Origin of the sequence: Vibrio sp. SS-MA-C1-2 (genome assembly GCF_021513135.1) — a bacterium.
Classification (GTDB): Bacteria; Pseudomonadota; Gammaproteobacteria; order Enterobacterales; family Vibrionaceae.
In genome coordinates this window covers 174,065-188,395 of the sequence record NZ_CP090982.1, presented here as the reverse complement: position 1 = coordinate 188,395, position 14,331 = coordinate 174,065, and the positions used below count along the sequence as shown (strand labels likewise).

The window sequence follows — 14,331 nt, the reverse complement described above, 5'->3', positions numbered from 1 at the left end:
ACATCAGTATATCTTTGATTATTTACGACTATTAATCAATGTATAATGTTTTTATTAATTTCAGTAAAACCTTAGGAAGTGGCATGTACGAGAGCAAATCAAGCGCAATAACCTATACAGGATATGAATATCAAACACTACATGGTGTTAAATTGTTAGCTAGTTGGTTAAATTCTCCAACTAGATACAAGCGCATTGGTTTCGAGGTCGATGACTCTGAAGACTGTATTCCCCAAGGTATTGATGACATCGTTTGTGAGCGGCAAAATTTAAAGCGTGATTATATACAAGTGAAATTCACTCCAAATACTGATAACAATCTGCTTTCTTGGGAGTGGTTACTGAAAAAAAGTGGAAAAACGGAAAGGTCACGTACTTTACTTCAAAAATTTTCAGATGCAATTGATGATATTTCAATTGAAAACACAGGAAGTGTTATTTTACTCACGAACAAAATACCAGAAAGAGACGTTGAATGTGCGTTAAATGATAATAAAATTATTTACGATCTAATACCTATAGAAACACAAGATGAAATAGTAATGCAACTTGGTAGTGAAGAAAAAGCTAGACTCTTATTTTCTATTCTAGACGTGCATCACAGTGACCTAAGTTATAAAACATTAAGTATCGATATAGAAGAATCATTAAGAAAGTTAACCGATGAGGCTGGCGTACACCGTCTAATTAATAAATCTAGGGACTGGTCTAAATTTAAAAATCAGCCGACTGAAGGTGGTTGGATTACGCTCGAAGATATAAGGGGCGTGATATCTACAAAACGTCCAGAGCCAATACCTCAAAGTTTTATTATTCCAGAGCACTATGTGTTACCGGATGAAGATTTTCACCAATATTTTCTACAAAAAATCATCCAACTTGAATCGAATATACATGTACTTACAGGCTCCCCAGGTAAGGGGAAAAGCACTTATTTAAGTTATTTCTGTGAGGAATTAAAAGAGTATAAAATCCCATATGTGAGACACCATTATTTTCTTTCGTTAGACGATCGAACCAATGACCGTTTAAGTCCAAGGGTAGTTTCTGAAGATTTGATGACTCAAATTACGAGTAAATATGATGCTGGAGATTTAAATAGATATGAATCTGAAAATTTAAATTTAGCGTTAAAAGAATGTGGAGATTTTAGCAAAAAAAACAAAACTCCTTTTGTCGTTATTATCGATGGTTTAGATCATGTGTGGCGGGATAATAATAAAAACAAAAAACCACTTGATGAGTTATTCAATCAGTTAATTCCCACCCATGATAATGTTGTTTTAGTTATAGGCACGCAACCTGTAAATGAAGCCATGCTGCCAGATTCATTGATTAGAGAATGCCCAAAAAGTGAATGGGATGAGTTACCTGCAATGACAGGTAATGCAATAAAAAGCTATTTGGAGTATCAATTAAAATCAAACCGTCTTAAGCAAACGTTCCATGAGGAAATCAAAGATGAAGTTTTAAACGAATCTGCCGAAGCTCTTGCATCAATTACAAATGGTTACCCATTGCATGTTATATATTCGTGTGAATATTTAATCTCGTCAGGAAATGGGCTTTCTAAATATGCCATAGAACAGCTCCCTCCATGTGAAGACGGTAAAATTGAAACTTATTACAAATCGATTTGGCGTACATTGAATGGTCCTCAAAAAGATATTTTACACTTATGCTGTGACTTTAATTTTCTTTGGCCACAGAATTCATTTTCTGACCTGTTGGAAGAGAACCCTCTTAACACTCCTAGTGTTGATGGCGTTGTACATTTACTTCATGATTCATTATCTGGCTTGAGACCTTTTCATGAAAGTTTAATTGTATTTGTTAAAACCGTTGCTGAACATGAAGCTAGAGTTGAGAAGCTCTTACCCAAAGTATGTCATTGGCTTGAAAATAGTGCTCCAGAGCATATTAATGCATGCTGGCTTTGGCTATGTAAAGGACGTTTAGGTGACGAAATACCTCTTAGAGAAGGCATAACTAGAACGTGGGTACTTGAACGATTATCTGAAGGTTATGATGACAGTAGTATTTTAAGGTTACTTGAATGCGCGGAGCATTATGCGTTTATGGAGTTTAAGTTCGATGAAGCTTATAGCCATCGTTCTTTAAAAACGCGGTTGATTAATGGTCCAAATTTTCAGCTCGAGGACTTATCAAATTTGCGGATAAGCAGTTTAGTTTCTGCTCCTTCGTGTTTGATAAATGAACTAATAGCAATGAAAGCTGAGTATTCACCTAAGATGCTGTCTATCTTAGCAATTACTCTTTGGTATAGAGAGGATGAATATAATGCTAAAAAAATTACTAAACTAGCCCTTAGTCGTCACCGCAGTGAATTAGATATATATAGCTCGAGAATGCAAAGTAATAGCCGTTCTGACGATTTACTTCTTATTCGAGCATCTGTGATAACTGAGTGTTTTGATGGAGCATGGTTAAGCAATAATGAACACATACTTAAATGGCCTACCGAATATATAAATGAGTTTATTACTGCTGTAAAAATTAAAGGTGACTTAAGATTACTAATCAACTTGCATAGTAAGGTTACCAATGAAAACACTAAATATTTAATCGAAACTGCGACGATCATGTTAAGTATTGTGGAAGAGGTAGATTTAACAGCTTGGAAAGAATTTAATAATTTTAAACATAGTCATCTATCAATCTTATATAAGGAAGTAGGTAAAGTTAAACAACTACCTATCTCTACTACTGTGTCGGGGCGGGGGAATATAGCGTCTAAAGTTTCTTACGATGAGTGGTTTTATGAAAGTTTACTTGTTCGTTTGAATGCCTGTGGTGACTTCTGCTGGCTTTCTGTAAACGTAGAGCGTGAACGAATCGATCTGTCTAAATATTACAAACAGCTTTGTATTTTTGCTGATATGTTCTCTGAGATTTTTATAGAACACGGAGAAGTAACTTTTGATGACTTATGTTTCATGAGCACTGCTATAGAAGAAAGTACCTCAACAAATTGGAACACAAGGCGAGAAGATATTAAATTTAAGCGAGATTGGATACGTATCGCAGCAAATTGTGCGGTAGTGTTCAGTCGAAGTAAGATTGATTATACCACATTAAAAAATGCATTCGAAATTGATATATTAGACATTGAATGGTTTAGGCTTTGGTACTATGAGAGTGGAGACAACTTACTTACTGATGAAGCTGTAAATCTATTAATTGAAAAAGATATTACTCACCAAGCTCATACATTAGAGGATACGAATGCTAGAACAAATAGAAATGTGGAACTAGCTTCAATTGCTTTACGTCATGCTAATTATGATTCGATGAAATGGCACACTAAGCTGTCATGGGATTACGTATTAGGCTATGTACACCATAAAGACATGACGATTAATGATACTATAGAAGCTATAGAATACATTGCGGATAGAGATCTTAACAAGGCTGTCAATTTATTAGAGCGGGTAGCTCCTTTAGCCTTTAATGTGTGCGAGTTTACTGATGGTGACCATACTCGGTTTGCTTTATCTGATATTGCTAGGATTAGCGCTAAATACAATATTTCTGCAATAGTTTCAAAATACAATCAGGAAGTTAATGACGGAGAGTGGTATCACGCAGATACTTCTCTTGAATACTTTTTGAAGTACACAGATCTTTCATCAATTTTCGCGAAAGCACTTTCTTTCACTGGGTTAACGAATGACCAGTTGAAAATCATATCGAGTCGAGCAGGTGATGGGGATTTATCTGCTCAAAATATAATTGACGAGTTAAACCTCTCTGGTATTGAAATTTCCATAGACGAAAATAAAGAAGAAGATGTAGCGAAGGATGAAAGTAAGTTAAATCCTGCTGATTATCTTCCTAGCCAATTTGATATTCTGTTAACTTGTCGACCTTCGAAAGAGTTTTATTTAATGTGGTATAACTTCTGGCTTACTAGAGGAGAAGAGTCAGAGTTAGTAAATCATCTATATTCTATTTTATTGGAAAAAGAGCTAGATCTAGGGAATTCTAAATATCTTCTAGACCCTTTATTTGTTAGTTGTAGACAAATATATGGACCTCGGAAAGCGTTTAACGTACTTGTGAAAGCTCAAGTCGAAATGCGAGGCTGGTCTTCTTGGTATGAGACTTCAGAAGCTTCACTTGATAGACTTAAAAAGGTGGCTAAACATTATCCAAGCAGAGTTAATGCATTCTTGTATAAAACTACCACTCAGATTGATCCTTGGAGCAAAGAGGTAGGTAATTTAATCATCCCTAATAAAACATTAGCATTCCTCTTAGCCGAAGCTAAAAGAGTAGATGAAGCTAATTCATTAGCTTTATCAATGATTTGTGAAATTGAAAAAGAAACTGCTAATTTACCTTTAGTACAACCTAATTGGTCATGGGTAGTTGGGGAATCCGAAGATATAAAAAATGCAAAAATATTGATTAGTCGACTTGCCTGGCCTGTACCTAAAATTAAACTCCAAGTTGCTAGCCAAATAGCTGGTTTACTCTGTGACAAAACTCATACAGTTAACCTCGAGAGGCTATTGCTTTCTGAATTAGCAACAAAATTATTAGAATCAGAAGTTGTTGAAATACTAGTGGTATTCTGGTTGGCAAAGCAGAAAGGCTATGAAGCAAAAGAAAATATAGCTTCTTATATAAAAGCTCGCTCTAGACTCTCAGATATGATTTTAGATGTAATACTGTCGAAAATTGATGGCTATGGTAAATATGCAAAAGAACTCGTACCTGATTTTAATGATTATGCAAATGATTTTGGCTTTCAGAAAGCGCAAGGAACCGAAGTACCACTAGCCTTCCATTCTGAGTTAGAAAATCTAGAAAGAAAAACTGGAATTCCTTTCTTGATTTTATATCGCTCAGAATGGATAAACAGTTGTGAGAGGATAAAACCTCGTTGGGATAATATTGATTATTTTCTGAGTAGTGATCGTAAAAGTACTGGTAATTTTTTTACTCGTAATAGTCATCGAGGTCGGTCAGCATTTCTCAATGTTCTAAATATAGCGGAAAACGTATTTGGCATGCCTCGTGATTATTCAGAATCGGTTTCTACTCTTGCTTTTCCTGTAGAGCCTGTATATATATCATCTATTCAGAATAAGCCAGTTTGGCTACCTGAATGGGAATTTGGTCAAGATGTATCTGAAAGTAATATACGTAAATATTTAGGTAATTGTATAACTAATTATAGTGAGGTTTTGGATCTTGGGGCGTTGTCGTTTCCTCTCAAGATTGATTCAAACAAGTGGATCGATATAACGATTCTTTTAGCGAAAAAAACAAATCAATATGATGTGGATTTTAATATATCACGTGGTGATATTGGATTTAGTTTTGGAGATAAACTAAGGACTGATTTACAATTTGAGACCAAACTTAGCTCTTACAGTAAGTATGATAACTGCCACCCATTATTTGGTACTATTCATCCTCTTACAAGGATAGGGTATTGGCAAATTGATCTTGAATCGAGAGGGCTGTATATACCGCTAACTGATGAAAAAATCAACGCTAAACATAATGCTTTTCAAACATCACTTTTTTTGGGTGAGAAACAGATTGCAGAGTCTATATTTTGGCCTTCAGTACATTCTTTATCTCACCCAAAAAAAATCAAATCACTATATGGCACGTGTACCATATTCGATCACAATAATAATGCATGGTTAGAAAGAGAGTTACAAGATAAGCCAGATATTTATCTCTGTTCTGTATCAGTTTTAACTCGAGAAAATCACTATGATGATTTCAATATTGATGAATATAATTTTAGTCTTGACCAGTACTAGCTAATGTTAATCGGGGCGAGGAAATCTGCTAAGCTCCCTCGTTTCTCCTACAAAATCTAATGAGTATTACCATTGATTAATATAATAACCTTAAGCTTTTTTTGTCCATATATGGTTTTGGATGAGTAAGCGTTCTAACTCACTTTTGTCCAGAAATGAGTTAGGTTGAGGGTAAGCTTTGTAACTCGTTTCTGTACAAAGGTGTGCTAAAGATTGTTCTGGCTAACTCGTTGAATGGCCCCAAAGCGTGTTAAAGTAAAAGAAAGGAAAATTATTCAATTATATATAAACAAACACCCCTTTATTGAGCTGATTAAGGGATGTTTGTTAATTCTGAGAGTTTATTTGAACAAGGTTATAGTTTAGCAAACTTATACGTTCGATAACCGCCGATTAAATTCTTCGCTTTATAGCCATTGTTGACTAATTGACGATATGCAACGTTACCGCGCAACCCAACTTGACAGTAGATAATGATCTCTTTTTCTTTTGGCAGCTCGTTAAGTCGATTTCTTAACTGATCCACTGGAATATTGATGGCACCAGAAATATAACCAACTTTTTCTAACTCTTCCGGGTTTCTTACATCTAGCAACAGTTGATTTCCATTTAAGTGATCGATTTCATCAAAATGGATGGGGTCTGTATCACCTTTTAAAATATTGCTAGCAACAAAAGCGACTTGATTGATCACATCTTTAGCACTACCGTAAGGGGGCGCATAAGTTAATTCCAAATGTTGTAACTGTCCAACAGTCATTCCTGCACGTTGTGCTACCGCCAGAATATCAATACGCTTATCGACACCATCCTTACCAACAGCTTGAGCTCCGAGTATTTTTCCGTTTTGAGGCGCAAACAACAATTTTAATGATACCGTTTCAGCCCCGGGATAATAGCTCGCATGGCTTGCCGTATGAACATATGCTTTTTGGTAAACCATCCCCTCTTGTACAAGCTGTTTCTCATTTTTCCCTGTTGATGCAACAGCAAGATCAAAGACCTTACAGATCGCAGTGCCTTGTGTGCCATGATAAGCTTCTTGACGTCCAAACATATTATCAGCCGCCATTCGCCCCTGACGATTTGCAGGACCAGCAAGAGGAACTAGACCAGATTTTCCCGTGACAAAATCTGCATCTTCAATTGCATCACCCACAGCAAAAATAGCAGGATCACTTGTTTGCATATATTTATTTGTAGAGATACCACCAAAATCACCCAGTTCCAAACCAGCCGTTTTAGCTAATTGATTATCTGGTTTTACACCAATCGCCATAATAAGTAAGTTTGTTTCTAGACGACTCTTATTCGAAAGTGTCAATGAGAGGGTTTTGTCTTTGTGCTCAACTGCTGAAAGTGCCACACTTAGCTGTAAATCTATATTTTTTTCTCTAATTTCAGTATGCACGAATCCAGCCATTTCTCTATCAATTGGAGTCATCACCTGATCGGCCATCTCAATTAACGTTGTTTTAATGCCTAATTGATGAAACGCCTCTACCATTTCTAAACCAATAAAACCACCACCAACAACCGTTGCATGTTCTGGTCTGTTCTTCTCAATGGTTGAAATAATTTTATCCATATCGGGAATATTACGTAGTGAATACGTTAAAGGGTTATCCAACCCTAGAATCGGAGGAATAACAGGTGAAGCACCTGGACTTAATAAGAGAAAGTCATAATTTTCTTGATATTGTGTATTATCCAATAGATTTTTGATCGTCACTTGCTTCTTTGAACGATCAATAGCAATCACCTCATTCATCACTCTTACATCGACATTAAATCGTGCAAGAAAGCTTTCCGGCGTCTGTAATAATAGGTTTTCTCGTTTTGGTATATCGCCACCAATATGATAAGGCAAGCCGCAATTTGCAAATGAGATATAAGGTCCTTTTTCAAAGATAACGATTTCAGCGTCTTCACTTAATCTTCGTGCTCTGGCAGCAGCGGAAGCACCGCCAGCAACACCACCCACAATAAGGATTTTAGGCATTTTAAATTCTCCAAAAATAAATTAACCATTTCCACCTAACCATCTGCATACACTTACTGCTTTTTCATGATTAGTTGCTATAAATTGATAATAGCACTAAAATTAGGAATGACTAATATATATTTTACTAATTTAATAAACTCTAAATTAGCTTGACTTAATATATGGGTTTACTAAACTAGTAAAAAACATTCAAAGTGGTGAATCATGGATATTGCAGAATTAAGACCAAAGGCAGCACAAGTTTCGGAACAACTGAAAGTGATGGCACACCCTGAAAGGCTCCTTGTATTGTGCACATTAATGGGTGGTGAAGTAGGGGCGGGTGAGTTACAAAAAACCTCCGAACTTAGCCAATCTGCATTTTCTCAACACTTGAGTGTTTTAAAAAAGCACAATTTGGTTAGTGTTAGAAAAGAGTCGCAACAGGTTTTTTATTCACTTGCTGATGAAAAAATTCGACAATTAATTGGTTGTCTTCACTCAATTTACTGTGTTTAAGGTTAAATGATGACATTTCAACTTCCTTGGCTGTCACTATTTGGTGGCATGCTACTCGGCGTATCTGCTGTTTTATTACTTCTTTTTAACGGCAAGATTGCGGGGATCAGTGGTATCGTATCAGGCTTACTTTCACCGACACAAAAGGATTTCTTCTGGCGAGTACTTTTTATTATAGGTATGGTTATCGGTGGTATTTTAGGCTCTAAGCTTTTTGGAACAGAGCTTCCATCGAGTTATGATCACTCTTACTTTTATCTTGCCTTTATAGGGTTCATTGTCGGTATAGGCACAAAACTCGGTAATGGATGTACTAGTGGCCATGGTATATGTGGTATGGGCCGTTTATCTAAACGCTCCATCACTGCAACTTGTACATTTATGCTGGTTGCTGCTATCACTGTATTTATTCGTTTTCATGTTTTATAGGGGACACAGATGTTTTTCTTTATTGCACTAATAAGTGGACTCTTATTTGGAATGGGTATGGCTCTGTCTGGTATGGTGATCCCTGAAGTTGTTTTGGCATTTCTGGATGTTGCTGGTAATTGGAAACCAGATTTAGCCTTTGTAATGGGTGGTGCTCTGCTTGTTTTCTTACCTTGTTACTTTCTAATTATTAAACCACGCTCTAAACCTGTATATAGCAAAGAGTTTGCTATAAGTAATAAACAATCTATCGATAAACGCCTTATTGTCGGTGCGAGTATTTTTGGTCTGGGTTGGGGATTGGGGGGGATCTGTCCTGGCCCTGTTGTCTCATCGCTTGCAAGTGGCAATAGTGGTGCAATTGTCTTCTTTCTCTTTATGATGCTTGGTTTGTTTGTCACAAAAAAATGGATAAAATAAACTTTTTAATCTTTCCCTCCTCAATCAACTCTTTCTATATTAAAGGTTGCTACTCACTTCTTTGAGTATTACTTGTTCAAATGAAGTGAGCAGCAAATATGATTAGGTTATACCCTGAACAATTATCAGTTCCAATGTTGTGGTCAAAGATGAAGATGGTCGTCCTTTATTTAAGAATGAGGTCGTGTTGGCTATTCAGAAGATTTTAGCTCAGCTTTAACGAAAATGGGGTTGTCGAACAAGAAACTATCTCATATCTCTAACTCGGAAATGCCCCAAAGTGAGTTAGTGATATTTTAAATACTTTTATTTAGTTACTTTATCGCTATGTTCACAAAATTCATTTATGCGTTGTATATAATGCTACTTAAATGCTCTGTCAATGTAATTTATAGTAAATGAATTGCATGGATTACTTAAGTCAAATGGAGAATAACTATGGTAATCAACCACATTTCTATAGGCACGTCAAATATAACACAAGCTATTAAATTTTATGATGATGTTTTGTCTACTATTAGCATAAAAAGAACACACTATATTGAAAATATTGCAGCAGCTTATGGAGAGCGTTTTGAATTTTGGGTTAACACCCCTTATGAAGGTAAAGTATCAAGTGGAAATGGAAGTCATATTGCTTTTAATGCCCCCTCAATTGAAGCTGTAAAGAATTTTCATCAAGTTGCACTAAAGTTAGGTGGAACATGTGCTGGTGAGCCTAACTATAGAAAAGAGTATGGAAATAATTATTATGCTGCTTTTGTATATGACTTAGATGCACATAAAATTGAGGCTGTATATCTTGATGACTAATTATATAGAAATAATAAATGATGAATTAAGCAATCTAAGTTCTAATCATGATGATATTAAAACTAGTGAAATACGTAAGGTATCATCAAAAACTTTTCGTTTGGTTAAAGGTCAAGCAATCAGTGATATTTTTGATTTATGTGACATTCTTTTAAATAAAAAAGAAAGAGTGTTTACGCTAATTGCTTTTGATTGGGCCTTTAAAGTAAGAGCCCAATATGATAATGATACCTTCGTTCGATTCGAATACTGGCTATTTTCTTATATCAATGATTGGTGGGATTGCGATGATTTCTGTACACATGCCTTTGGATATTTATTAAGTCAAAAAACAGATTTAATTGAGAAAATAATTCCATGGGCATCGAGTAAGAACTTTGCTGTTAGACGAGCTATTCCTGTTATATTAATACTATCAAGCAAAAGGGGGCTTTTAGATAATACGTTAGCATTAAAAATTGTAGATCTCATTAAAGACGACCCACATTATCTTGTACAAAAAGGATATGGTTGGTTATTAAAGACTATCTCAGAAAAAGAACCAGAGATTGTAAAAAATTATCTAACTGTAAATGTAAAACTAATCCCAAGAGTAGCTTTTCGTTATGCTGTTGGAAAACTAAATAATCATGATCGCCAAAAATTAATGGCACTGTAAAGTTTATAGTAGTTATTAGCGCCCTAGTAATTTGAATCAGTTTGTAACTCTTTTTTGTCCAAAAATGAGTTAAGATCAACAAAGAGGAAAGTAGATTTATTTCCAAGCTTTCAAGTAACCATTTAGTAAGTAGATAAAATTTAATACCTACAACTACATGTAGTGGATTGGTTTGAAATCATTATATGTAGTTTTAAATAGCTAAGTACATGTAGTATTTGACATGACAAAATGCACTAAGGTCACTTAAGTTTCTATAAAATATAAATTTATTTTAACCGACTAACCATGCACTACCTCCCAACTGGTGATTTGGTAAATGCTTACCTGTAAAATAGAACAGATTTACATCTAATTGGATAACCATTCCTTTATCAACTCTGTCTTTCCATCGGTCATTCCCTTTGTTAGTCCAGTAAACTCTCTAACTTTAGATACAGGATAACGCGAGCTTATAGCTTCAAGCTTTTGCTCTAGAGTTAAGTTTCTGACTGCTTCTCGAATTCTATTATTATACTCTTCAGATTTGCGTTGGTTGGCTGTCGATAAGCTTTTAGGTTGATTTGCTACAGACTTATCTTGCTCTGGTTTTAACAATACAGACAAAGCCATTTCAACTTTAGATAACCGCTCATCAATACTACTGTAATCAGTTTGGCTTACGTTATTGACTACACTGTCATCCTCGTATCTTACAGTGCCTTCAATTAGAGATAACAGTTTGTCTGTTCTAGTATTTCCAATCTGAGAATCAATTAAATCCACTACATCTTTTGGCAGCCTAAATGTATATTGTACAGTTTCCATAATTACACCTGATTACAAATACGATTACATTGTCTTACACATAAAAAATCCGCAATGAGCGGCCTTTTTTATTCGTACAACGAGTGTTATCTTTAATTAAAATAATGAATACTTTATGAGCATAGTTAGTTTGATTTTTATTCATAATTCCACCTTTGATTTGATAGATTACTTTTTATTATATTGCTTCCAGCCATAAACACTCAAACCCCAACAAAGCAGTGACATCAAAATAGCTAAATGATGAATGCCAATATCCATTTTGAATAAATAATACGTATTTAATATCCCAAAGGTAATTCTTAGCAGTATCGCTATAGCTAAACTCCAAAATAAAAGTCGGTTTGTAATAAGCTGTAAAATAAAAAATGAGGCAACCCCAATGAAAAAAGAAATAACCATATCAGTACTAGTACTATCCCCTCCGATATCAGGGATTGATACATATAATAAAACCATCATGATTAAGGATATTACATACAACAAAACACCCTCCTGCTATTAATATAACACATAAGAAAACAATTGCTTACACCTTAGTTATTAGTAATACAAATATATACCAAACAGGTATTCAATGCTATAATAATAGGTAGCATGAGCTTATATCTATAACCATGCATTCCTTGCCTACTTGCTTTGGCCGGCAGTAGGCATTCCATTTAATACATACTATCCTTGTGCATTAAATTTCTTGAACCGCTCGAAAATTAAGCTATTCTTTAATTACTGATAGAGCATCATCAGTAGAAATGAGCAACGTTTTTAACTAGAAAGAAACATGTAACATAGAAATATGAATATTGTTTAAAGTAAAAGTAAGTATAAATATGAAAGTACTAGCAACATAAAAAGCCACTCTGTCCATTGAGTGGCTTTTTCCGTTTATAGAACACAAAAAAGGCCGCTAATAGCGACCTTTCCGTAGCACCCAATCACAAGGGGAAGTTACTACGATCTTTGCAATATTATCTAGGACATTTTAACTATTTCTTTATCATGATAGCTTTGCTGCATTACAAGAACCTCAGTTCCGATACCTACCGGATTCTAAGATTTTTTGTTGTATTTAACATATGTAATCTTATCCGTACCGAGAAAAGTCTTTCATCATAAAAACCCCATACAAGGCATGTTTTATAAGGAAAACGTAACAAAAAATCCCGAATTACGGAGTCTGATTTTTTGAAAAAATGTTAAATCTAACTTTAGTTAAATTTTATAACGAATAGCTTGAAAATATACATTACCAAGAGGGTCTAACACGTTTTTGTCCATATATGAGTTAGGAAGATCCTTTTACCTAACTCACTTTTGCCCCTTTGTGAATTACCGCTACAAGCTCAACGCACATTTGATAATCCACAGTTAGCCATACTTGGAATAATGGCAAGCTACAACAGCCAGAGCCCCTAAAAATATGAGGGACAGCAGGATGTGAAGATTATAAAACTGCCACTATTGAAAAGCCAAGCCTAGAAGGATTTGTACTCAGTGTTAGAGTGACTTTTTAAATGTCGCGTAGGCAATGGCATGCTGACGAATGATTTCAAGAGCTACTTCGTCGTCCATGCAATCACAAGGTAGACTTTCTAAATTAGGCAAACCTTCGACCTGTTGTAAAGGCTTGCTTAGCCATTTCCAAGAGGCAGGGATGCTCTTAGCTACTTCTCTATCACTAAGGATCTCCAGTATCTCTTGTACTCTATCTGGGTATTTGAACCAGCCACTAGGCTTAAAGGCTGACATTTTCGCTGGTAGCCTGCAAGGTAGTTGGGATGCAGCAAGCTCTTCATCTCTAATATGATGAATTGTCCAATCAGCAAGTGCACTCAAGCTTTTGTTAGCTCGTCTGGAATCATCGTCGCTTTTGATTGGTACGATAAGACCTATCTTCACTTCATCTCGAAGCTGCAACTTATTGTACTCGCGTATTTTACTTAGTGCTGGGGCTATGTCGGTATCATTGGTTACGAATACAACCTGTTCTAGATCCGGTTCAGTGATTGCGTCATAGACAGCTTCAATCGCGACATTTACATCACTTTGCTTCTCTTCTAGCTTCCAGATCTTCACGCGCCGTGAGTCTCTAGGCTGTTTTTCATTTCCCTTATCGTCTTTTTCGACGCAGGGGAACTTTGCCTTATCAATCGCATAGCTACCCTTGATAGTTTCGAGGCGTGATCCACAGTGAATATGCAGAGCCAGATGATAGGAACGCTGGTCGTTGAGAGAAGTATTGTCAGATGCTGCTTTTTCGGATATCTCAGCCGTGAAGAATTTAACTCCAACCTCCTCATCCAGGATAGAACCTCGTTCCCCTGAACGTGCTAAAAGTCGTTCTGATAAAGAAATTGGGTCTAGCCATTTGTGAGAGGTTCCTTTGAGACACCCAAAGTAGAGGTTATAACCGTCGATGTATATTCTTGTTTTCACGTTTATTTTTGCCCTAAATTGAAAAAACCGACTGAAAGGTCGGTTTCTCCGCCCAACTCCAGGGGTCTGTATGTCGCCACGCGTGGAAGAAGGGTAAGTTGTAGAGCAAGTATACAAGAGTCGCAATCGGTACGCAACAATTGAAATCAATAGCTTAAAATTGAAAAAACCGACTCAAAGGCCGGTTTCTCCGCCCAGCTCCAGGGGTCTGTATGTCGCCGCGCGTGGAAGAAGGGTAAGTTGTAAATAAAGGATAGCGAACCGCAGCCCTTTTTGCAAGTTTATTTAAGTGTTTGTCATTGAACTGTTCTATACCAATAAGGCGGCATACCCAATCAAGCTACTTTTCAATACCCAAAGTTATCAGCATCTTTCTAATTTAACATATTACTCTAGCAAGGTTTTGTCCAGAAGTGAGTTAAAATATATAAAGAAATAAGTAAATTAATTGATGTTTTTTA

Annotated in this window: 10 protein-coding genes; 6 read left to right on the top strand and 4 right to left on the bottom strand. The window is 35.8% G+C overall.

From position 1 onward, the window contains the following. Positions 1-83: 83 nt before the first annotated feature. Positions 84-5,804: an NACHT domain-containing protein gene (locus L0B53_RS19135; RefSeq protein WP_235062366.1), complete on the top strand. Its 5,721-nt coding sequence runs from the start codon at positions 84-86 to the stop codon at positions 5,802-5,804. Positions 5,805-6,159: 355 nt separating this feature from the next. Here the strand turns inward: L0B53_RS19135 and L0B53_RS19130 are convergent, their stop codons facing one another. Continuing rightward, positions 6,160-7,806 (bottom strand): FAD-dependent oxidoreductase, encoded by a 1,647-nt coding sequence (locus L0B53_RS19130; protein ID WP_235062365.1) that lies wholly within the window; start codon positions 7,804-7,806, stop codon positions 6,160-6,162. A gap of 207 nt (positions 7,807-8,013) precedes the next feature. Between L0B53_RS19130 and L0B53_RS19125 the strand changes: the two genes are divergently transcribed. The 5 genes from L0B53_RS19125 (at position 8,014) to L0B53_RS19105 (ending at position 10,627) form a co-directional block, all read left to right on the top strand. Continuing rightward, positions 8,014-8,307: a helix-turn-helix transcriptional regulator gene (locus L0B53_RS19125; RefSeq protein WP_235062364.1), complete on the top strand. Its 294-nt coding sequence runs from the start codon at positions 8,014-8,016 to the stop codon at positions 8,305-8,307. 9 nt (positions 8,308-8,316) lie between these two features. Continuing rightward, positions 8,317-8,736 carry a YeeE/YedE family protein gene (locus tag L0B53_RS19120; protein ID WP_235059722.1) on the top strand — a complete coding sequence of 140 codons (420 nt, stop codon included), beginning with the start codon at positions 8,317-8,319 and terminating at the stop codon, positions 8,734-8,736. A gap of 9 nt (positions 8,737-8,745) precedes the next feature. Further along, positions 8,746-9,156: a YeeE/YedE family protein gene (locus tag L0B53_RS19115; protein WP_235062363.1), complete on the top strand. Its 411-nt coding sequence runs from the start codon at positions 8,746-8,748 to the stop codon at positions 9,154-9,156. A gap of 438 nt (positions 9,157-9,594) precedes the next feature. Beyond that, entirely contained in the window at positions 9,595-9,969 is a 375-nt protein-coding gene (locus tag L0B53_RS19110; RefSeq protein WP_235062362.1) for a VOC family protein, read from the top strand. Further along, complete coding sequence (locus L0B53_RS19105; RefSeq protein ID WP_235062487.1) at positions 9,962-10,627, top strand: DNA alkylation repair protein; 666 nt, start codon at positions 9,962-9,964, stop codon at positions 10,625-10,627. Before L0B53_RS19110 ends, L0B53_RS19105 begins: the two co-directional genes overlap by 8 nt. A 351-nt stretch (positions 10,628-10,978) precedes the next feature. Here L0B53_RS19105 and L0B53_RS19100 read toward each other — a convergent pair whose 3' ends face one another. The 3 genes from L0B53_RS19100 to L0B53_RS19090 all read right to left on the bottom strand — a co-directional run bounded on the left by L0B53_RS19100 (position 10,979) and on the right by L0B53_RS19090 (position 13,870). Continuing rightward, complete coding sequence (locus L0B53_RS19100; RefSeq protein ID WP_235062361.1) at positions 10,979-11,434, bottom strand: hypothetical protein; 456 nt, start codon at positions 11,432-11,434, stop codon at positions 10,979-10,981. A 168-nt stretch (positions 11,435-11,602) separates the two neighbouring features. After that, positions 11,603-11,896, bottom strand: coding sequence for a hypothetical protein (locus tag L0B53_RS19095; RefSeq protein ID WP_235062360.1), 294 nt, complete (start codon positions 11,894-11,896; stop codon positions 11,603-11,605). A gap of 1,035 nt (positions 11,897-12,931) precedes the next feature. Further along, positions 12,932-13,870 (bottom strand): NYN domain-containing protein, encoded by a 939-nt coding sequence (locus L0B53_RS19090; protein WP_235062359.1) that lies wholly within the window; start codon positions 13,868-13,870, stop codon positions 12,932-12,934. Positions 13,871-14,331 lie beyond the last annotated feature (461 nt).

What these genes read in the sequence shown, in the direction of transcription:
- L0B53_RS19135 (WP_235062366.1), top strand. Translation starts at nt 84, where the DNA reads ATGTACGAGAGCAAATCAAGCGCAATAACCTATACAGGATATGAATAT.
- L0B53_RS19130 (WP_235062365.1), bottom strand. Translation starts at nt 7,806, where the DNA reads ATGCCTAAAATCCTTATTGTGGGTGGTGTTGCTGGCGGTGCTTCCGCT.
- L0B53_RS19125 (WP_235062364.1), top strand. Translation starts at nt 8,014, where the DNA reads ATGGATATTGCAGAATTAAGACCAAAGGCAGCACAAGTTTCGGAACAA.
- L0B53_RS19120 (WP_235059722.1), top strand. Translation starts at nt 8,317, where the DNA reads ATGACATTTCAACTTCCTTGGCTGTCACTATTTGGTGGCATGCTACTC.
- L0B53_RS19115 (WP_235062363.1), top strand. Translation starts at nt 8,746, where the DNA reads ATGTTTTTCTTTATTGCACTAATAAGTGGACTCTTATTTGGAATGGGT.
- L0B53_RS19110 (WP_235062362.1), top strand. Translation starts at nt 9,595, where the DNA reads ATGGTAATCAACCACATTTCTATAGGCACGTCAAATATAACACAAGCT.
- L0B53_RS19105 (WP_235062487.1), top strand. Translation starts at nt 9,962, where the DNA reads ATGACTAATTATATAGAAATAATAAATGATGAATTAAGCAATCTAAGT.
- L0B53_RS19100 (WP_235062361.1), bottom strand. Translation starts at nt 11,434, where the DNA reads ATGGAAACTGTACAATATACATTTAGGCTGCCAAAAGATGTAGTGGAT.
- L0B53_RS19095 (WP_235062360.1), bottom strand. Translation starts at nt 11,896, where the DNA reads ATGATGGTTTTATTATATGTATCAATCCCTGATATCGGAGGGGATAGT.